The organism is Nocardioides sp. LML1-1-1.1 (assembly GCF_040676175.1).
Lineage (GTDB): Bacteria > Actinomycetota > Actinomycetes > Propionibacteriales > Nocardioidaceae > Nocardioides.
Genome location: NZ_JBEGHK010000005.1, coordinates 285,178 through 303,801, shown reverse-complemented (window position 1 = coordinate 303,801; position 18,624 = coordinate 285,178). Strand labels below are relative to the sequence as shown.

General features: G+C 72.6%; 17 protein-coding genes. 10 read left to right on the top strand and 7 right to left on the bottom strand.

All coding sequences use genetic code 11. The features are described from left to right. Positions 1 to 72: 72 nt before the first annotated feature. Positions 73 to 1,011 (bottom strand): DNA-3-methyladenine glycosylase family protein, encoded by a 939-nt coding sequence (locus MRBLML1_RS18720; RefSeq protein ID WP_364518789.1) that lies wholly within the window; start codon positions 1,009 to 1,011, stop codon positions 73 to 75. 98 nt (positions 1,012 to 1,109) lie between these two features. On the opposite strand from MRBLML1_RS18720, the gene MRBLML1_RS18715 reads away from it, so the two are divergent. From MRBLML1_RS18715 to MRBLML1_RS18695, 5 genes are all read left to right on the top strand, one after another. Next, positions 1,110 to 1,718, top strand: coding sequence for a TetR/AcrR family transcriptional regulator (locus tag MRBLML1_RS18715; protein ID WP_364518787.1), 609 nt, complete (start codon positions 1,110 to 1,112; stop codon positions 1,716 to 1,718). Continuing rightward, a complete protein-coding gene (locus MRBLML1_RS18710; protein ID WP_364518785.1) occupies positions 1,718 to 3,232 on the top strand; it encodes an ATP-dependent DNA ligase in 1,515 nt (504 codons plus the stop codon). The genes MRBLML1_RS18715 and MRBLML1_RS18710 overlap by 1 nt, the downstream gene beginning before the upstream one ends. Before the next feature lie 49 nt (positions 3,233 to 3,281). Beyond that, positions 3,282 to 3,743 carry a MerR family transcriptional regulator gene (locus tag MRBLML1_RS18705; RefSeq protein ID WP_364518783.1) on the top strand — a complete coding sequence of 154 codons (462 nt, stop codon included), beginning with the start codon at positions 3,282 to 3,284 and terminating at the stop codon, positions 3,741 to 3,743. A 100-nt stretch (positions 3,744 to 3,843) separates the two neighbouring features. After that, positions 3,844 to 4,884: an NAD(P)-dependent alcohol dehydrogenase gene (locus tag MRBLML1_RS18700; RefSeq protein WP_364518781.1), complete on the top strand. Its 1,041-nt coding sequence runs from the start codon at positions 3,844 to 3,846 to the stop codon at positions 4,882 to 4,884. 107 nt (positions 4,885 to 4,991) lie between these two features. Continuing rightward, on the top strand, positions 4,992 to 5,699 hold the full coding sequence (locus MRBLML1_RS18695) for a TetR/AcrR family transcriptional regulator (RefSeq protein ID WP_364518779.1): 708 nt from the start codon (positions 4,992 to 4,994) through the stop codon (positions 5,697 to 5,699). Between the two features lie 73 nt (positions 5,700 to 5,772). On the opposite strand, the gene MRBLML1_RS18690 is transcribed toward MRBLML1_RS18695, so the two are convergent. Next, complete coding sequence (locus MRBLML1_RS18690; RefSeq protein ID WP_364518777.1) at positions 5,773 to 7,053, bottom strand: acetyl-CoA C-acetyltransferase; 1,281 nt, start codon at positions 7,051 to 7,053, stop codon at positions 5,773 to 5,775. Between the two features lie 97 nt (positions 7,054 to 7,150). On the opposite strand from MRBLML1_RS18690, the gene MRBLML1_RS18685 reads away from it, so the two are divergent. Then, positions 7,151 to 8,485, top strand: a complete 1,335-nt coding sequence (locus MRBLML1_RS18685) for a 3-oxoacyl-ACP reductase (RefSeq protein ID WP_364518775.1) — start codon at positions 7,151 to 7,153, stop codon at positions 8,483 to 8,485. A 1-nt stretch (position 8,486) separates the two neighbouring features. Then, complete coding sequence (locus tag MRBLML1_RS18680; RefSeq protein ID WP_364518773.1) at positions 8,487 to 9,356, top strand: MaoC family dehydratase; 870 nt, start codon at positions 8,487 to 8,489, stop codon at positions 9,354 to 9,356. Positions 9,357 to 9,464: 108 nt separating this feature from the next. Here the strand turns inward: MRBLML1_RS18680 and MRBLML1_RS18675 are convergent, their stop codons facing one another. After that, entirely contained in the window at positions 9,465 to 10,337 is an 873-nt protein-coding gene (locus MRBLML1_RS18675; RefSeq protein WP_364518771.1) for an acyl-CoA thioesterase, read from the bottom strand. Then, a complete protein-coding gene (locus MRBLML1_RS18670) occupies positions 10,330 to 11,283 on the bottom strand; it encodes a proteasome assembly chaperone family protein (protein ID WP_364518769.1) in 954 nt (317 codons plus the stop codon). The genes MRBLML1_RS18675 and MRBLML1_RS18670 overlap by 8 nt, the downstream gene beginning before the upstream one ends. Positions 11,284 to 11,452: 169 nt before the next feature. Here MRBLML1_RS18670 and MRBLML1_RS18665 point away from each other — a divergent pair, with 169 nt between their 5' ends. Genes MRBLML1_RS18665 through MRBLML1_RS18655 form a run of 3 tightly spaced genes read left to right on the top strand, consistent with a single transcriptional unit; the run spans position 11,453 to position 13,866 of the window. After that, on the top strand, positions 11,453 to 11,914 hold the full coding sequence (locus MRBLML1_RS18665; RefSeq protein ID WP_364518767.1) for an OsmC family protein: 462 nt from the start codon (positions 11,453 to 11,455) through the stop codon (positions 11,912 to 11,914). Further along, positions 11,911 to 13,146 carry an amidohydrolase family protein gene (locus tag MRBLML1_RS18660; protein WP_364518765.1) on the top strand — a complete coding sequence of 412 codons (1,236 nt, stop codon included), beginning with the start codon at positions 11,911 to 11,913 and terminating at the stop codon, positions 13,144 to 13,146. The genes MRBLML1_RS18665 and MRBLML1_RS18660 overlap by 4 nt, the downstream gene beginning before the upstream one ends. A gap of 9 nt (positions 13,147 to 13,155) precedes the next feature. Next, positions 13,156 to 13,866, top strand: a complete 711-nt coding sequence (locus MRBLML1_RS18655; RefSeq protein ID WP_364518762.1) for a GntR family transcriptional regulator — start codon at positions 13,156 to 13,158, stop codon at positions 13,864 to 13,866. A gap of 17 nt (positions 13,867 to 13,883) precedes the next feature. Here MRBLML1_RS18655 and MRBLML1_RS18650 read toward each other — a convergent pair whose 3' ends face one another. The 3 genes from MRBLML1_RS18650 to dxs all read right to left on the bottom strand — a co-directional run bounded on the left by MRBLML1_RS18650 (position 13,884) and on the right by dxs (position 18,617). Next, positions 13,884 to 15,380 carry an amino acid permease gene (locus tag MRBLML1_RS18650; protein ID WP_364518760.1) on the bottom strand — a complete coding sequence of 499 codons (1,497 nt, stop codon included), beginning with the start codon at positions 15,378 to 15,380 and terminating at the stop codon, positions 13,884 to 13,886. 71 nt (positions 15,381 to 15,451) lie between these two features. Beyond that, positions 15,452 to 16,726, bottom strand: coding sequence for a hypothetical protein (locus MRBLML1_RS18645; RefSeq protein ID WP_364518758.1), 1,275 nt, complete (start codon positions 16,724 to 16,726; stop codon positions 15,452 to 15,454). Then, the gene (gene dxs, locus MRBLML1_RS18640; RefSeq protein ID WP_364518756.1) at positions 16,707 to 18,617 is read right to left on the bottom strand and encodes a 1-deoxy-D-xylulose-5-phosphate synthase; all 1,911 of its coding nucleotides are present in this window, start codon (positions 18,615 to 18,617) and stop codon (positions 16,707 to 16,709) included. Before dxs ends, MRBLML1_RS18645 begins: the two co-directional genes overlap by 20 nt. Between the last annotated feature and the right edge of the window lie 7 nt (positions 18,618 to 18,624).

Genomic DNA, 18,624 nt, shown 5'->3' with positions numbered 1-18,624 from the left:
CCTCTGTCATTCCCGCCGGGAGCCCACCCGGGGCAGCCTCGACCGGCTGCCTGTTCCACGGTGTAACAGATATCACGCCAATAGGTCACGCGTCCGCAGATGTTCACGCGGTGACATCCGTGGACCCCTCCTCGGGCGGTGCAGTCCGGCCGCCGCGACCAGGAAGGGAACCCGCCCACGGTGCCCCCGCCACGGCTCGAGGTACGACGCCAGGCGGGCGTCGTCGAACGGCTCCCCCGTCAGCGCCCAGCCCACGTCCTTGGCCACGTGGTAGTCGCCGAAGGAGACGGCGTCCGGGTCGCCGAGCGCGCGCTGGCGCACCTCGGCGGCCGTCCAGACGCCGATCCCCGGCAGGCTGCGCAGTCGTACGTCGGCATCGGATCCGGTCACGCCCACGATCCGTTCGAGCGCGTCGGCGTGGCGCGCCGCCGTCACGACCGCCCGCGAGCGGGCCGGGTCGACGTGCAGGCGCAGCCACTCCCAGGACGGGACCGCGCGCAGCGTGGCGGCGTCGGGCGGCACCATCAGCCGGACCCGGGGGCCGGGGCCGGGCGCGGGCTCGCCGTGGCGTCGTACGAGCGCCCGGAACCCGGCGAAGGCCTCCTGGCCGGTCACCTTCTGCTCGATGATCGCCGGCACGATCGCCTCCAGCACCCGGCCGGTGCGGCCCAGGCGCAGGTGCGGGTGGTGCCGCCGGGCCTCGGCGAGGACGGGATGGCGCGGCTCGAAGCCGGACCAGTCGTCCTCCTCGCCGAGCAGCGCCGGCAGCTGGTCGAGCGCCCATCCGGCGCCCGGCCCCCAGGCCTCGGCGAGGACCTCGCCGGCGGCGTCGGGGTTGCGGACGGCGAGCGTGACCGGGCCCTCCGGGGTCCGGCTGGCGCGCCAGTGGCGGCCCTCGACGTCGAGGCGGTGGGTCGGGTCACCGGCGCCGCGGCGGTGCTGGCGCAGCAGCGCGGCGACGGGGACGGGACGGCCGGGCCGCCAGCGTCGTACGCCGTCCGGGGTGCTCACGTCCTCCAGCCTAGGCTCGGGCGCCGACGGTCGCAGTGGACTAGGCTCTGTCGTGCAGGTACGAAGGACTTTCACCACTCCTCGCTCCCGGAGGGCAGTTGACCATCGACTCCACGCGCGTCCGGCGCGGTCGCCTCGACCAGGAGGCCGTGCTGCAGGCCGCCGAGGCCCTCGTCGACCGGGACGGCTACGACGCCCTCACCATGACCTCGCTCGCCGCCGAGCTCGAGGCCCGGGTCTCCTCGCTCTACAACCACGTCGCGAACCTGGAGGACCTGCGCGCGCTGGTCCAGGTCCGCGCCATGCGGATGCTCGGCGAGCACGTCCGGGCGGCCGCGATGGGCCACGCCGGCACCGACGGCCTGCGTGCGCTGAGCCGTGAGCTGCGGGTCTTCGCCCGCACCCACCCGCAGCGCTACGCCGCCCTCACCCGGCCCCCGATCGACCGCGAGGGCTTCTACGCCGCCGCACTGGAGGCGATCGAGGCGCTCGCGGTGATGGTGCGCTCCGCCGGGCTGCCCGAGGAGCGCCTCCTGCAGACCGCGATGGCGCTCTTCGCCTCGCTGCACGGCTTCGTCTCGCTGGAGGTCGCAGGCTACTTCGGCGACCTCGCCGGCACCGGCGCCCAGGTGCTCGACCTCGACGAGGTCTACGAGCAGGTGATCGACGGCGCGGTCAGCGCAGCGGTGCTCGAAGCGACGCACTGATGCTGCTGCGCGAGCTCGTCGACACCTCCGCGGCCGTCGCCGCCACCCGCTCGCGCAAGGAGAAGGTGCGGCTGATCGCCGGACTGCTCTCCGCCGCCGAGCCCGCCGAGCGCTCGCTGGTCGCCCACCTGCTCAGCGGCAAGCTGCGGCAGCGGCGGACCGGGCTGGGCTACCGCTCCCTCGCCACCCTGCCCTCCCCCGCCGACGACGCGTCGCTGTCGGTCGTCGAGGTGGACGCCGCCTTCGCGGCCATGGCCCGGCTGGCGGGACCGGGATCGGCCGGCGCCCGGACGGCCGCGGTGACCGAGCTGTTCGGCCGGGCCACCGCCCCCGAGCAGGCCTGGCTGCGCTCGGTCGCGGTCGGCGAGGTGCGCCAGGGCGCGCTGGAGGCGGTCACCACGGAGGCGCTGGCACAGGCGGCCGACGTCCCCCTGGCCGTCGTACGACGGGCGGCGATGCTGGCCGGCGGGACGACGTACGTCGTGGACGCGGCCTTCGCTGGCGCCGACGCCCTCGCCGAGGTCGGCCTCACCGTCGGCCGCCCGATCCTGCCGATGCTCGCCTCCTCCGCGCCCGACGTCGCCGCCGCCGTCGCCAAGGCCGCCGGTCCCGACGGCCTGGTCGGCGTCGACGCCAAGCTCGACGGGATCCGGGTCCAGGTGCACCGCCACGGCGACGAGGTCGTCGTCGCCACCCGCAGCCTCGACGACGTCACCGCGCGGCTGCCCGAGGTGGTCGCCGTCGCGCGGTCGCTGCCCGTCTCCTCGGTGGTGCTCGACGGCGAGGCCCTCGCCCTCACCGCCGACGGCCGGCCCCGGCCCTTCCAGGAGACCGCCTCGCGCACCTCCTCCGGCGCGGGCGAGGCCGTCGTCGCGCCGTACTTCTTCGACCTGCTGCACGTCGACGGCGAGGACCTCCTCGACGTCCCCGCCGCCGAGCGCTGGGCCCGCCTGGAGGCACTCGTCCCGCCCGAGCACCGGGTCCGGCGCTGGGTCGGCACGTCGGTCGAGGAGGCGTCGGCCTTCGCCGACGCCGCGCTCGCCGAGGGCCACGAGGGCGTCGTGGTGAAGTCCGCCGGGGCGTCGTACGACGCGGGCAGGCGGGGCTCGGCCTGGGTCAAGGTCAAGCCGGTGCACACCCTCGACCTCGTCGTGCTCGCCGTGGAGCACGGCTCCGGGCGGCGGCGCGGGTGGCTGTCGAACATCCACCTCGGTGCGCGCGACGACTCCTCCCCGACGGGCTTCGTGATGCTCGGCAAGACGTTCAAGGGGATGACCGACGAGATGCTCGCCTGGCAGACCTCACGCTTCCGGGACCTGGAGGTCACCGACGACGGGTGGGTCGTCACGGTGCGCCCCGAGCAGGTCGTGGAGATCGCCTTCGACGGGCTGCAGCGCTCGACGCGCTACCCGGGCGGGCTGGCGCTGCGGTTCGCGCGGGTCGTGCGCTACCGGGACGACAAGGGCGCCGACGAGGCCGACACGATCGAGACGGTGCGCGGTCTCGTCCTGTGACGCACCCGACCTTTGACTTCGAGCACTTGAAGTTCCTAACGTCGATGACGTGACCACCTCGACCGCCCGGCGCAGCTACACGATCAAGGAGGTCGCAGCCCTCACCGGCCTCCCGGCCAGCACGCTGCGCTACTACGAGTCGATCGGGGTCATCTCCCCGATCAGCCGGGGCGCCAGCAGCAAGCACCGGGTCTACGACGAGGACGACCTCGACCAGCTGATGTGGGTCGCGTGCCTCGCGGCCACCGGCCTGTCCGTGGCCGACATGCGCACCTACGTCGCCAACGGGCGGTGCGGCCCCGAGGCGGCCGCCGACCAGGTGACGCTGCTGACCGCGCAGCAGGCACGGCTGCGGGCCGAGGCCGAGCACCTCGCCCTGCGGCAGCGCTACGTCGCACTGAAGATCGACTACTGGCGCGCGGTCGAGGCCGGCGCCACCGACCGGGCCCAGGAGATCTCGGTCGAGGCCGACCGGCTCGCCGACGAGCTGCGGCGCGGCCGCACCGACTGATCGCCTGACCACCCAACCGACGAGCGGACGCACCCGTCCGCGAAACCGGCGCGCCCTCGTGCGCCGTGCCACGAGTCCCACCCCACCCACAGGAGGAACCATGAAGGTCGACGCCTACGCCGCACCCGCCGCGGGCGAGCCGCTCGCGCTCACCACCATCGAGCGCCGCGACGTCGGGGCCAACGACGTGCTCATCACGATCGAGTACGCCGGCATCTGCCACTCCGACATCCACACCGTCAACGGCGACTGGGGACCGCAGCCCTTCCCCGTCGTACCGGGCCACGAGATCGTGGGCACCGTCGCCGAGGTCGGCGCCGAGGTCACCCGGCACCGCGTCGGCGACCGCGTCGGCGTGGGCTGCATGGTCAACGCCTGCCGGGAGTGCGAGAGCTGCCTGCGCGGCGACGAGCAGTACTGCCGCAACGGCATGATCGGCACCTACGCCGCCACGGACCGCGACGGCACCACCACCCAGGGCGGCTACTCCACGCACGTGGTCGTGGACGCCGACTTCGTGCTCTCGATCCCCGAGGGCCTGGACCCGGCGGCCGCCGCTCCCCTGCTCTGCGCGGGGATCACGACGTACACCCCGCTCAAGCACTGGGACGCCGGCCCCGGCACCCGGGTCGCGGTCGTCGGCCTCGGCGGCCTGGGCCACATGGCGGTCAAGATCGCGCACGCCCTCGGCGCCGAGGTGACCGTGCTCTCGCAGTCGCTGAAGAAGCAGGAGGACGGGCTCCGGCTCGGCGCGGACCACTACCACGCGACGTCCGACCCGGACACCTTCACCGCCCTCGCCAGCAGCTTCGACCTGATCATCAACACGGTCAGCGCCGGGATCGACGTCAACGCCTACCTCGGCCTGCTGGCGGTGGACGGCACGCTCGTCAACGTCGGCGCCCCGCCGGAGCCGCTGCCGGTGCACGCGATGGCGCTGATCGGTGCCCGCCGCTCGTTCGCGGGCTCGATGATCGGCGGCATCGCGATCACCCAGGAGATGCTCGACTTCTGCGCCGAGCACGGCATCGCCTCCGAGATCGAGGTGATCTCCGCCGACCAGGTCAACGAGGCGTACGAGCGGGTGCTGGCCTCCGACGTGCGCTACCGCTTCGTCATCGACGCGGCGACGATCGGCTGACCCGGGCGGCCCGGCGGAGACCGGCGGCTCGGCCGCCGGTCTCCGTCCGGTGAAGATTCCGTCACAGATGTTGCAACTCGGAGTTGCACGAGCCGTACACTTCTCCCATGGCGACCAACGCACCCGCGGGCAAGGCCCCGGCGACGGACGGGCGGCGCAAGGCCGCGGCCGCGCGCCGGCGGGCCCGCCAGGCCGACATCATCGCGGCGACGCGCCAGATCTTCGACTCCAAGGGCGTCCGCGACGTGCAGATCGAGGAGGTCGCGAGCGCCGTCGGCATCAACCGGGCGATCGTCTACCGGCACTTCACCGGCAAGGAGGAGCTCTTCGCGCTCACCCTGGTGGGCTACCTGGAGGAGCTGCACGCGGCCATGTCCGCGGCTGCCGAGGCGACCGACGTTCCGGGTGAGCAGCTGGAGGCGATCGTGGGCGCCTTCGTCGACTACGGCGTCGCGCACCCGGCCTTCGTCGACTGCGCCCAGGCGCTCATGGTCCGCCCGGGCGAGGAGCTGCTGGACGAGATCGCCGAGGGCCCCCTGTTCCGGCTCGGGCGCGGGATCACGTCGTGCCTCACGGTCCTCTCCGACGCCCTCGCCGGCGGGGTCGAGAAGGGCGCGTTCACGCTCAGCGACGACCCGGTGCTGCTGGCGAACGCGCTCTACGCCTCCGGCCTCGGCGCGCTGCAGCTCGCCCGGCTCGGGATCCTCGTCAGCGAGCTGGCCCCCGGCATCCCCACGGTCGGCGAGATCTCCGCGGCTCAGGTGCGCAACTACATGGTGACCTCCGCGCTGGCGCTGGTGACCCGCCAGCCCTGAGCACCACCCCCGTACGACGAAGCGGCCCGCCCCGGTCTCGGGGCGGGCCGCTGTCGTTGCGGAGCGAGGAGGCTCAGGCCTCCAGGATGGCGACGACGCCCTGGCCACCGGCCGCGCACACCGAGATCAGGGTGCGCCCGCCGCCGTTGGCCTTGAGGACCTTCGCCGCGTTGGCGACGATCCGGCCGCCGGTCGCGGCGAACGGGTGGCCCGCGGCGAGCGAGGAGCCCTTGACGTTGAGCTTGCTGCGGTCGATCGAGCCCAGCGGCGCGTCCAGACCCAGGCGCTCCTTGCAGAACACCGGGCTCTCCCACGCGGCGAGCGTGGAGAGCACCTGCGAGGCGAAGGCCTCGTGGATCTCGTAGTAGTCGAAGTCCTGCAGGGTGAGGCCGTTGCGCTCCAGCATCCGCGGCACGGCGTAGGCGGGGGCCATCAGCAGGCCCTCCTTGCCGTTGACGAAGTCGACGGCCGCGACCTCGGAGTCGACGAAGTAGGCGAGCACCTCGAGGCCGTGCTCGGCGGCCCACTCGTCGGTGCCGAGCAGCACCGCGGAGGCGCCGTCGGTGAGCGGGGTGGAGTTCGCGGCGGTCATCGTCGCGGCCTCGCCCTTGCCGAAGACCGGCTTGAGCTTGGCGAGCTTCTCCAGCGAGGAGTCGGCGCGCAGGTTGTTGTCGCGCTCCAGGCCACGGAACGGCGAGACCAGGTCGTCCTGCCAGCCCTCGTCGTACGACGCGGCGAGGTTGTGGTGCGAGGTGACGGCCAGCTCGTCCTGCGCCTCGCGGGTGATCTGCCACTCCAGCGCGGTCAGCGCTTGGTGCTCGCCCATGGAGAGCTTGGTGCGCGGCTCGCCGTTGGAGGGGATCGCCAGGCCGATGTCGCCGGGGCGGATGGTGGCGAGGATCGCCAGGCGGTCCTTGTTGCTGCGCGCGTTGTTGAGCTGGATGAGCTTCTTGCGCAGCTTCTCCCCGATCGCGATCGGGGCGTCCGAGGTGGTGTCCACGCCGCCGCCGATGCCGGAGTCGATCTGGCCGAGCTTGATCTTGTTGGCGATGTAGTTGATCGCCTGCAGGCCGGTGCCGCACGCCTGCTGCAGGTCGACGGCCGGCGTCTCCGGGGCGAGCCGGGTGCTGAGCACGGACTCGCGCACGAGGTTGAAGTCGCGGCTGTGCTTGAGCACGGCGCCACCGGCGACCTCGCCGAGGCGCTCGCCCTCCAGCCCGAAGCGGGCCACGAGGCCGTCGAGGGCGGCGGTCAGCATCTCCTGGTTGGAGGCGGTGGCGTAGGCCCCGTTGGAGCGGGCGAACGGAATCCGGTTACCGCCGAGTACGGCGGCGCGGCGAACAGTCTCGGTCATGGATCAATCCTCACTCAGCAGCGCCCGCGGGAGAACCCTTTGAGGGCGAGATCACGAAATGTGGACTCAGAGTTACACATCTAGTTACATGGTGCACATGACTGACAAGTACCAGGGCTTTGTGAGCTCCCCGATCGGCAAGCTCCTCGTCAAGAATCTGGGGCTGCCCAACCCGACCAAGCTGGACCGCTACTCCGCCGGTGACCCGCTGGTCGACGGCACCGTGCTCGTCGGCGGCCGCGGCCGCCTGATCGAGTCCCTGCCCGGTCTGCTCGACGTCCTCGGCATCGCCTCGGCGAGCGCCCAGGAGGACGGCGAGAAGTACAAGGGCCTGGTCTTCGACGCCACCGGCATCGGCACGGTCGAGGAGCTCGTCGAGCTCCAGGCGTTCTTCACCCCCGTGCTGCGCAGCCTCAAGAGCTGCGCCCGGGTCGTCGTCATCGGCACGCCGCCGCAGCTGACCGAGGGCAGCGCCCGGATCGCGCAGCGCGCGCTCGAGGGCTTCACCCGCAGCCTCGGCAAGGAGATCGGCAAGGGCGGCACCGTCCAGCTCGTCTACGTCGCCGACGGCTACGAGGACTCCGTGCTCTCGACCCTCGGCTTCCTGCTCAGCCCGAAGTCGGCCTACGTCTCGGGCCAGGTCGTCCGGATCGGCGCCCACGAGGAGAAGCACGGCTCCGCGCTCACCGACTGGACCGCCCCGCTGGCGGGCAAGATCGCCTTCGTCACCGGCGCGAGCCGCGGCATCGGCGAGGAGATCGCCCGGGTGCTGCACCGTGACGGCGCCACCATCGTCGGCCTCGACGTACCGCAGGCCGCCGACGACCTGGTCAAGGTGATGAAGGAGCTGGACGGCGACTGGCTGACCCTCGACATCACCGCGCCGGACGCCCCGCAGCGCATCGCGCACCACCTCAAGGAGAAGCACGGCGGCATCGACATCGTCGTGCACAACGCGGGCGTCACGCTCGACAAGAAGCTCGCCAACCAGACGCCGGAGCGCTTCGGCAAGGTGCTGCAGATCAACCTGGAGGCTCCCGAGCGGATCACCGCCGAGCTGCTCGACCAGGGCGTCATCAACGCCAACGGCCGGATCATCGGCGTCGCCTCGATCGCCGGCATCGCGGGCAACCTGGGCCAGACGTCGTACGCCGCCTCGAAGGCCGGCGTCATCGGCTTCGTCGACTCGCTGACCGAGAAGCTGAAGGACGGCATCACGATCAACGCCGTCGCCCCCGGCTTCATCATCACCCAGATGACCGCGGCCGTGCCGTTCGCGACCCGCGAGGTCGGCCAGCGCCTCAACGCGATGTCGCAGGGCGGACTGCCGGTCGACGTCGCCGAGACCATCGCCTGGTACGCCTCCCCCGCCTCGACCGCCGTCAACGGCAACGTCGTGCGGGTCTGCGGCCAGATGATGCTGGGCGCCTGACATGGTCGTCACGAAGACCCTCGACGGCAGCTCCGGCGTCGGCGACCTGGTCCGGGCCGCGCTGCCCGCGATCCCGGTCCTCGGCTCGCTGCCGGGCATCGCCAAGGTCGGCGGGTACGACGGGTTCGTGTTCACCCGTCCCCCGGTGACCATCACCCGGGAGATGGTCGAGCCCTTCGCGGAGGTCTGCGGCTTCGAGCTCAAGGACACCGTCCCGCTGCCCTACCCGCACATGCTCTCGTTCCCGCTGCAGCTCAAGGCGCTGGCCGACCGCAGCTTCCCGGTGCCCGCGATGGGCATGGTGCACCTGGACAACGCGATCACCCAGCACCGGCGGCTCGCCTTCGGCGAGACGCTGAGCGTCGAGATGAGCGTCGGCGAGGGTGTCCCGCACCCGGCCGGCACGATCTTCCTGTTCAACACGGCCGGCACCGTCGGTGACGAGCTCGTCTGGGAGGAGACCTCGGCGTACCTCAGCCGCGGCCGCCGCAACCCGGACGCCGAGTGGCCCGACACCTACGAGCGGGTGCCCGCCGGTCCGGTCACCTGGCGGCTGCCGGCCAACCTCGGCCGCAAGTACGGCGCCGTGTCGGGTGACATCAACCCGATCCACCTCAGCGCCCCGACGGCCAAGGCGCTCGGCTTCAAGCGCCAGATCGCGCACGGCTACTGGACGATGGCCCGCAGTGTCGCCGCCATCGACAACCGCCTGCCGAGCGCGGTGAAGGTGGAGGCGTCCTTCCGCAAGCCGACCTTCCTGCCCTCCACGGTGGCCTTCGGCTACCAGGAGACCGAGGGCGGCTCGGCGTTCTCCCTCACCAAGGCCGGGTCGGACACGATCCACCTGCTGGGGCGCACCACCACCCTCTAGGCCGAGTGGGGGTTTCCGACCAGCGAGTGGGTGGTTCCGGCCACCGCTCGCGCCGGAAACCCCCACTCGCGGAGCGGAAACCCCCACTCGCGGAGCGGAGGTCCCCAGTCAACGGCGGGGGCGGATCAGGCCCTCCTGCGCGACCGTGGCGACCAGGGTCCCGTCCTGGGTGAAGATCCGGCCCAGCGCGAGCCCGCGCGCGCCGCTGGCCGAGGGCGACCACTGGTCGTAGAGCCACCACTCGTCGGCGCGGAAGGGCCGGTGGAACCAGATGGTGTGGTCGAGCGAGGCCATCTGGACCTTGTCCGGGCCGTCCTCGGGGTGCGCGGCCAGGGTGGCGCCGAGCAGGGAGACGTCGCTGGCGTAGGTGAAGGTCGCCAGGTGCTCCATCGGGTCGTCGGTGAGCCGGCCGTCGACCCGGATCCAGACCTGCGTCTTCGAGGGGTGCATCGGGTCGGGGTCCAGGCCGTAGGCGGAGTTGCCGATCCAGCGCACGTCGAGCGCCGCCCACTCCTTGGAGAGCCCGTCGTCGGAGCCGCGCTCGGTCATCAGCTCCATCAGGTCCAGGCCCTCCTCGGGCGGCTTGACCTCGGGCATGACGTCCTGGTGCTCCAGGCCCTCCTCGGGACGCTGGAAGTTGACCGTCTGGTAGTAGATCGGGCGGCCGTGCTGGCGTGCGAGCACCCGGCGGGTGGTGAAGGACCGGCCGTCGCGGATCCGCTCGACGTCGTAGATGATCGGGATCGTGTAGTCGCCGGGCAGCAGGAAGTACGAGTGCAGCGAGTGCACCTGGAAGCCCTCCTCGACCGTGCGCGAGGCCGCGATCAGCGCCTGCGCGGCGACCTGGCCGCCGTAGACCCGCTGCCGGATGGTCTCCGGCTGCTGGCCCCGGTAGAGGTCGGTGTCGAGACGCTCCAGGTCGAGCAGGTCCACCAGCCGCTGGGTGGCCTCCCCCATCACGCGTCCACCCTCGTCACTCACGTGCGCCTCCGTTGTCGTCCGGGTCGTCCAGGCCGGCCAGGAACTGCTCGAACTGCCGGCCGATCTCCTCGCCGGTCGGCAGCGGCTCGTCCTCGGCGAGCAGGCTGCTGCCCTCGGCCTCGGCCCGGGCGAAGGTGTCGTACTGCTGCTCCAGCGCGGTGACGACCTCCTGCACCTCGTCGTTGGCGGCGAGGTAGCGACCGATCTCCTCCTCGCGGTCCACCGCGAGCTCACCGAGCGCGCTGAGGTCCACGGTCAGCCGGGCCGCGAGCTCGACCTGCTCCAGCAGGGACTGCGAGGCGCGCGGGTAGTCGAGCTGGGCCAGGTAGTGCGGCACGTGGGCGACGAAGCCCTGCGCGTCGTGGCCCCACTCCCCCAGCCGCACCTCCAGCAGCGCCTGCGCGCTGCTCGGCACCCGTAGCTCACCGCGCCAGGGGCTGGTGCCGGTGAGCAGCTCGGCGTTGTTGGCGTGGTGGGTGATCGCGATCGGCCGGGTGTGCGGCACCGCCATCGGCACCGAGCCCATCGACACCACCAGCCGGACCCGGAACCGCTCGACGACCTCCAGCACGGCCCGGCAGAAGGCCTCCCAGTGGATGTCGGGCTCCGGCCCGTGCAGCAGCAGGTACGGCGCGCCGCCGTGGTCGTGCAGCAGCCGTACGACGAGGCGCGGGGCGTCGTAGCCCTCGTAGTGGTCGCGCGCGAAGGTCATCGGGGGCCGCCGCGCGCGGTAGTCGTGCAGCTCGTCGACGTCGAAGGTCGCCACCACCACCCCACCGCCATCGGGCGCCGAGGCGCCGGTGCGGACCAGGTGGCGGGCGGCGAGCGCCCCGGCGTTGCCGGCGTCGAGGAAGCCGTCCAGGGCCACCACCATCGGCAGTGTCTCGATGTCGGCCAGCTCGGGCACCTCGTCGACGATGTGGACGAGGCGGGTCGGCGAGGTCACGGGACAAGCCTATTCCCCAGCGGTTCCGGCGCGCGGGCGCCCGGCCTGTGACCTCTGCCCCCTGCCTCCGCGCGCCCCGGCACCGATTTTCGGCAGACTTCGCCAGTGGCACCTGTCAGACAAGTGAGATACAACCTGTCTGACAGGCAGTCGAGCCAAGGGAGAGACCATGACCGAGCAGAACCTCGCCTCCGCCAACCGGGACGTCGTCGTGCACAGCCTGCAGAACTTCGCCTCGCTGGCCGTGATCGGCGGCGAGCACACCGTGGTGATCGACGAGCCGCGCGAGTTCGAGGGCGACGGGGTGGCGCCGAACCCGTTCGGCCTGGTCCTGTCAGCACTCGGTGGCTGCATCGCCGGGACGCTGCGCGGTGTCGCGCGGCAGCACGACTTCGCCTACGAGCGCGCGACCGTCCGCCTCTCGCTGCGGGTCAACCGGCCCACCGCCGGCCCGCTCGACCCGGGCGAGCGGGACCTGCGGATCGCCCGGATCATCGTGCGGGTGACCGTGCACGGCCCGCTCAACGCCGAGCAGCGGCAGCTCCTCGTCCACGGCGTCGAGACCTGCCCGGTCGGCAACACCCTGCGCCGCGCGGTCAACCTCGACGAGTCGGTGGAGTTCGCGGCGTGAGCGGCCTCGACCTCGTCGTCGACAACGCCCGGCTCGTGGACGGGCGCGTCGTCACCCTCGGCATCCGCGACGGTCGCTACGCCCTCGTCGGCGAGACCAGCGCGGCGGAGGCGGCGACCCGGATCGACGCGGCCGGCCGGCTCGTCACGGAGTCCTTCGTCAACGGGCACATGCACCTCGACAAGGTCTACACGCTGCCGCTGGCCGGCGACGGAGCCCTGACGGCGTACACCTCCGACGACATGGGCGCGGCGATGCGCTCGATCGTGGAGGACGCCTCGGCCGTGAAGCGGCAGTACGACCGGGCCTGGATCGTCCCCAACGTCCGCCGGGCGCTCGACCGGGCGGTGACCAACGGGGTCCTGCACGTGCAGGCCTTCGTCGACGTCGACACCACGGCCGGCCTGGAAGGCATGGAGGCGGTGCTCGCCGTCCGCGAGGAGTACCGCGGCCTGGTCGACCTCCAGGTGGTCGCCTTCCCCCAGGACGGACTGCTGCGCGACGACGGCGCGGCGCGGCTGTGCGAGGAGGCGCTCGGCCTGGGCGCCGACGTGGTCGGCGGCATCCCGTGGATCGAGGCGAGCGACCGCGACGCGCTCCGGCACGTGGAGTGGGCGTGCGCCCTCGCCGCCCGCACCGGCGCCCGGGTCGCGATGCTCGTCGACGATGCCGGCGACCCGTCGCTGCGCACCACGGCGATGCTGGCCGAGGCGATGGTCGAGCACGGCCTGCGTGGCCGCGGGGTCGCCTGCCACGGCCGCGCCATCGGCACCTATCCCCTGCCGTCGGTCATTCGCCTGGTCGACCTGGCCCGCGCCGCCGGGCTGGGCTTCGTGTCCGACCCGCACACCGGCCCCCTGCACCTCCCCGTACGACGCTTTCTCGACGACGGCCTGCCGGTCGCCCTCGGGCAGGACGACATCGAGGACGCCTACTACCCGTTCGGGCGCCACAACCTGCTGGAGATCGCCTTCCTGGCCGCGCACACGCTCGGGTTCCTCACCGACGCCGACCAGGCACGCCTGCTCGACATGGTCACCGTCCGGGCTGCGCGCGTCCTCGGCATCGAGGGTCACGCGATCGCGGAGGGCAACGTGGCGAACCTGTGCGTCCACCACGACGAGCGCCTGGTCGACGTCCTGCGCGAGCACGCGCCGCCACGCTGGGTCGTCCGGGCCGGCCGGGTGGTGGCCGAGTCCGAGGTGACCAGCCGCATCCTGCGACCGCACTAGGGTCGGCACGTGTCCGCTCCCCTCGAACCCTCCCTCGACGACCGCCTGCACCAGGTCTGGCTCGACGCGGCCCGCCACGGCACCACGATGCCGAGCGAGCCCTCCCTCGCGGCCAGCCTCGCCACCAGCCGGCCCGCCGTGCGCGAGGCCCTGGTCCGGCTCGAGGAGCGGGGCTACATCCACCGCCGCAAGGGAGCCGGCACGGTCGTCAACGCCAGCCTGCTGGACATCCCGGCCCGCTTCGACCAGCGGATCGACATCTCGGACCTGATCGCCTCGATGGGGCACACCCCGCGCCTCGACGTGCTCGGGGTGGAGCGCTCGGCGATCACCCTGGACGAGGCCCAGCAGCACGAGCTCGCCCCGGGGACGACGGTCCTGCGCATCCACAAGCGCTGGTCCGCCGACGACCGCCCGGTGACGCTGGCCCGCGACGTCGTACCCGTGCTGGGGACCGACGCCGAGGTGGACCCGACCCGTCCGATGGTCGAGGTCGCGCTCGCGCTCACCGGCGAACGGGTCGGCTGGGAGGTCGTGTGGCCGGGTGCGGACGCGCTCACCACGCAGGACGCCCGGCTCGCCGCCCGCCCCGCCGGGGAGCCGGTGCTCACCTTGGACGTGACCGGCGTGAGCCTCACCGGACGGGTCGTCTACTGGACCTCGGAGGTCCACCTCCGCGGTGCGTTCCGCTACGCGATGGTGCGCCGCGCGGACTGGTAGGCGCCCCGCCACGCGGGTCAGGCGTCCGTGCGCGCGGCCGGCTCCTCGGCGCGGCCCAGGCGGCTGTGCCGCCGGCCGTAGAGGGCGTAGACCACCACGCCGAGCGCCATCCAGACCACGAACCGGATCCAGGTGTCCCCGGTCAGGTTGAGCATCAGGTAGACGCACATCAGCACCGACACGGTCGCCACCACCGGCGCGAGCGGGGTGCGGAAGCCGCGCGGCAGGTCCGGCCGGCTGCGCCGCAGCACGACCACGCCGATGCTGACCAGGGTGAAGGCGAACAGGGTGCCGATGTTGACCAGGTGGGCGAGCGTGCTCAGGTCGACGAAGCCGGCGAGCGCGGCGACCGCGATGCCGGTGATGATCGTGATCCGGTACGGCGTGCCGTAGGTCGGGTGCACCTTGGCCAGCTGGCGCGGGAGCAGCCCGTCGCGGGCCATCGCGAAGGCGACCCGGGACTGCCCGAGCATGAGGATCATCGCCACCACGACGAGGCCGATGCAGGCGCCGATCGAGATCAGGTCGGGCATCCAGTCCACCCCCGCGCCCTTGAAGGCGTCGGCCAGCGGCGCCGCGCTCTCCGGGTCGATGTCCTTGTAGGAGCGCAGGCCGGTGACGACCAGGCTGACCGCGGCGTAGAGGACGGTGACGATCGCCAGCGAGCCGAGGATGCCGATCGGGACGTCGCGCTGGGGGTTCTTGGTCTCCTCCGCGGTGGTGGCGACGATGTCGAAGCCGATGAAGGCGAAGAACACGATCGCCGCACCGGAGATGACGCCGGCGATGCCGAAGACCGCGGGCTCGAGGCCGAGCAGGCTGGTGATCAGGGGCACGTCGGCGAAGCCGCCGCCGGAGTCGGGCGTGGGCTGGGCGTCGGGGATGAAGGGGGTCCAGTTGCTGACGTCGATGTGCGCGATGCCGACGATGATCACGGCCGCGACGACGACCAGCTTGAGCGCGACGACGACCTGGTTGACGCGGCTGGAGAACTTGGTGCCACGGATCAGCATCCAGGTCACCAGCAGCGCGATCACCACGGCCGGGAGGTCGATGAAGCCGCCCGCCGCGGAGCTGATCTGGGCCGGCAGGGTGACCCCGACGATGTCGAGCACTTCCTGCAGGTAGGCCGAGAAGCCGGTCGAGAGCGCCGCCGCGCCGACCGTGAACTCCAGCACCAGGTCCCACCCGATGATCCACGCCACCAGCTCGCCGAGCGTGGCGTAGCTGAAGGTGTAGGCACTCCCGGCGACCGGGACGGTCGAGGCGAGCTCGGCGTAGCACAGCGCCGCGAGCCCGCAGGCGACCGCCGCGATCACGAAGCTCAGCGCCAGCGCGGGCCCGGCGTTGCTCGCCGCGACCGTGCCGGTGAGCACGAAGATGCCGGCGCCGATGATCACCCCGACGCCGAAGACGGTCAGGTCGAGCGCGGACAGGTCCTTGCGCAGCCGGTGGTCCGGCTCGTCGGTGTCCGCGATGGACTGCTCGACGGACTTGGTGCGGAAGAGACTCATCGGTCCTCCTTGCTGATCAGGCGCGAGCGCCCCGAGCACCCGCCCGCCGGACATTACCCGGCGGCCCCGATTCAACCGCGGTAGGTCGTCGTCATCAGCGCGACGCCGCGCTGGACGAGCTGCGGGCCGCTGAGGCCGAGCACCTCCTGGAGCGCCTCGGCCTGGTCGGCGCCACCGGCGAGCCGGTCGAGCAGGGTGAGCAGCACGTCCTCGCCGTAGGTCTTGGCGACGTACTCGCACGCCCACCAGGACACGGCGTACCAGGCCTCGGCGTCGCTGCCGGCGAACTCCGCCTCGCCGGGCAGGTCGGTCGCGCCGCTGCCGACGTCGAGAGCACGCGCGGGCAGCCGGCGCTGGCCCGGGGACATCGGGCGGACCGAGACGTACTCGGCCAGGCCCTCGCTGAGCCACAGCGGGGCACCGCGCCCCCGCGGGCCGAGCAGCGCATGGGTGAGCTCGTGGCGCACCAGCCGGCCGACGACCGAGGACGGCTCGCCGAGCACCCGCGGGTTGACGAAGATCCGGTACGACGCCGCGCCCTTGCCCGGCGTACGGGCGTCCGCCGGCACGGCGATGGTCAGCCCGTCGGCCCGGTCGGGGTCACCGACGGTCTGCCCGGCGAGCCCGTCGAGGAAGGTCGGGTCCTGCACGGAGTAGACGACGACGCCGCTCGTCGCGCCGTTGCCGTCGCCGACCACCGCGCGCACGTCGGAGCGTCCGTTGCTCGCCGCGTCGAGCACGGTGCCGGCGTCGTCGACGGTCCAGCCGTCGAAGATCCCGAGCACGCCCGGCGCTTCGCGCACCCGGATCGCACCCAGGTCCCAGGGCTGGGTGTTGCCCGGGTGGTCGGACTCCCAGTCGTGGTCGGTGGTCGAGCCGACCACCAGCCGCTGGTCCTCGGTCGGCACGAAGAGGTAGCGGTCGCGGGTTCGCACCACCGTGCTGTCGAAGCCCTGCAGCCGCAGGCCGACCACCACCTCGGCCCAGTACTCCTCACCGCCGGCGCCGAGGTCGCTGCCCTCGACCGGGGTGATCGTCTCCTTGTCGACCTTGATCCACAGCTTGCCGACGGGCAGCGCGGAGAGGTTGTCGAAGTAGGTCTGCTGGCTCTCCAGCAGGCCGGCGTCGGAGCGATCGAGGGTACGCCGGAAGCGAGCCGGGTCGTGCCGGGTGAGGGCGGCCGCGCGTTGGGACAGGGTGCGCTGCATGAGGGTGGCGACGTCGTCGTAGGCGCCACCGGAGTAGGTGGGCGGGGGCGGGTCGTCCGAGCACGCCGCGAGGGGCAGGGCGGCCGCGCAGAGCAACGCGGCCAGGGTCGTCCTCAGCTCAGCGGGTCCCGTCCACATCGAGCAGCGACCGGCCCTCCGGCGCCGGCTCCGCGGTGACGTCGTGGACCGCCTGCAGCGCGATCGAGGCGGCCGAGAGCCCGATCCGGTCGAGGATGGCCGCACGCTTGGCGTGGTCGAGGAACTCCTGCGGGATGCCGTGCAGGCGCACCGGGGTGTGCACGCCGGCCTCGGCGAGGGTCTGCAGCAGCACCGCGCCGACGCCGCCGACGACGCCGTTGTCCTCGATCGTGACGACCCGGCGGTGGGTGCGGGCCAGCTCGACGAGCGCGGGGTCGACCGGCTTGACCCAGCGCGGGTCGACGACGGTCACGCCGATGCCCTGGGCGACCAGGCGGGAGGCCACGTCCACCGCGACCGGCGCCATCGCGCCGACCGAGACGACGAGCACGTCACGCTCACCCTCGCGGACCAGCACGTCGCAGCCGCCGGCCGTGCCGACGGCCTCGACGTCCTCGGGCGGCGGGCCCTTGGGGAAGCGCACGACGGTCGGTGCGTCGGCGACCTCGACGGCCTCGTCGAGCAGCTCGCGCATCCGGGTGACGTCGCGGGGCGCGGCCAGGCGCAGGCCCGGCACGACCTGAAGGATCGACATGTCCCACATGCCGTTGTGGCTGGCGCCGTCGTCGCCGGTGACCCCGGAGCGGTCGAGCACGAAGGTCACGCCGCACTTGTGCAGGGCCACGTCCATCAGCACCTGGTCGAAGGCCCGGTTGAGGAAGGTCGCGTAGACCGCGAAGACGGGGTGCAGGCCGCCGAGCGCGAGCCCGGCCGCCGAGGTCGCGGCGTGCTGCTCGGCGATGCCGACGTCGAAGGTCCGCTCGGGGAAGCGCTCCTGGAACCGGTCGAGCCCGACCGGGTGCATCATCGCGGCGGTGATCGCCACGACGTCGGGGCGCCGCTCGCCGATGCGCACGACGTGGTCGGCGAAGTGGTCGGTCCAGATCCGGCCCTTGGGCTTCTCCGCACCGGTCTGCACGTCGAAGGGCCCGGGCGCGTGGAACTGGTCGGCCTCGTGCCGCTCCGCGGGGTCGTAGCCGAAGCCCTTGCGGGTGATGGCGTGCACGATCACCGGACCCCCGAAGCGCTTGGCCTGGGACAGCGCCTGCTCCATGGCGCCGCGGTCGTGACCGTCCACCGGGCCGACGTACTTGAGGCCGAGGTCCTCGAACAGGCCCTGCGGGGCGAGCGCGTCCTTGAGGCCCTTCTTCATGGCGTGCAGGGCGTCGTACGCCGCCGCGCCGACCCCGGGCACCGCGTTGAGCCGGCGCCGCACGATGTCGAGGACGGTCTCGTAGCGCGGGTTGGTGCGCAGGCTCGTCAGCGCGGTCGCGAGGCCGCCGATGGTCGGCGTGTAGGACCGGCCGTTGTCGTTGACGACGATGACCAGCCTGCTGTCGTGCTGGATCGCGATGTTGTTGAGCGCCTCCCAGGCCATCCCGCCGGTGAGCGCGCCGTCGCCGATCACGGCGACCGTGTGCCGGTCCTCGCCGCGCACGGCGTAGGCCTTGGCGAGCCCGTCGGCATAGCTCAGCGCGGTGGAGGCGTGGGAGTTCTCCACGATGTCGTGCTCGGACTCGGCCTGGCTCGGGTAGCCGCTCAGCCCGCCCTCGCGGCGCAGCGTGCCGAAGTCGCCGGCGCGGCCGGTCACGAGCTTGTGCACGTAGGACTGGTGGCCGGTGTCGAAGACGATCTTGTCGCGCGGGGAGTCGAAGACCCGGTGGATCGCCAGGGTCAGCTCGACCACGCCGAGGTTGGGCCCCAGGTGCCCCGAGTTGGTCGCCACGGTCCGGATCATCAGGTCCCGGATCTCGGCCGCCAGCCGGGTGAGCTCGTCCTCGGAGAGGGCCCGCAGGTCGCGCGGCTGGGAGATCTGGTCGAGCACGGACATGGAGCCG

What these genes read in the sequence shown, in the direction of transcription:
- MRBLML1_RS18710 (WP_364518785.1), top strand. Translation starts at nt 1,718, where the DNA reads ATGCTGCTGCGCGAGCTCGTCGACACCTCCGCGGCCGTCGCCGCCACC.
- MRBLML1_RS18700 (WP_364518781.1), top strand. Translation starts at nt 3,844, where the DNA reads ATGAAGGTCGACGCCTACGCCGCACCCGCCGCGGGCGAGCCGCTCGCG.
- MRBLML1_RS18695 (WP_364518779.1), top strand. Translation starts at nt 4,992, where the DNA reads ATGGCGACCAACGCACCCGCGGGCAAGGCCCCGGCGACGGACGGGCGG.
- MRBLML1_RS18690 (WP_364518777.1), bottom strand. Translation starts at nt 7,053, where the DNA reads ATGACCGAGACTGTTCGCCGCGCCGCCGTACTCGGCGGTAACCGGATT.
- MRBLML1_RS18685 (WP_364518775.1), top strand. Translation starts at nt 7,151, where the DNA reads ATGACTGACAAGTACCAGGGCTTTGTGAGCTCCCCGATCGGCAAGCTC.
- MRBLML1_RS18680 (WP_364518773.1), top strand. Translation starts at nt 8,487, where the DNA reads ATGGTCGTCACGAAGACCCTCGACGGCAGCTCCGGCGTCGGCGACCTG.
- MRBLML1_RS18665 (WP_364518767.1), top strand. Translation starts at nt 11,453, where the DNA reads ATGACCGAGCAGAACCTCGCCTCCGCCAACCGGGACGTCGTCGTGCAC.
- MRBLML1_RS18650 (WP_364518760.1), bottom strand. Translation starts at nt 15,380, where the DNA reads ATGAGTCTCTTCCGCACCAAGTCCGTCGAGCAGTCCATCGCGGACACC.
- MRBLML1_RS18645 (WP_364518758.1), bottom strand. Translation starts at nt 16,726, where the DNA reads ATGTGGACGGGACCCGCTGAGCTGAGGACGACCCTGGCCGCGTTGCTC.
- dxs (WP_364518756.1), bottom strand. Translation starts at nt 18,617, where the DNA reads ATGTCCGTGCTCGACCAGATCTCCCAGCCGCGCGACCTGCGGGCCCTC.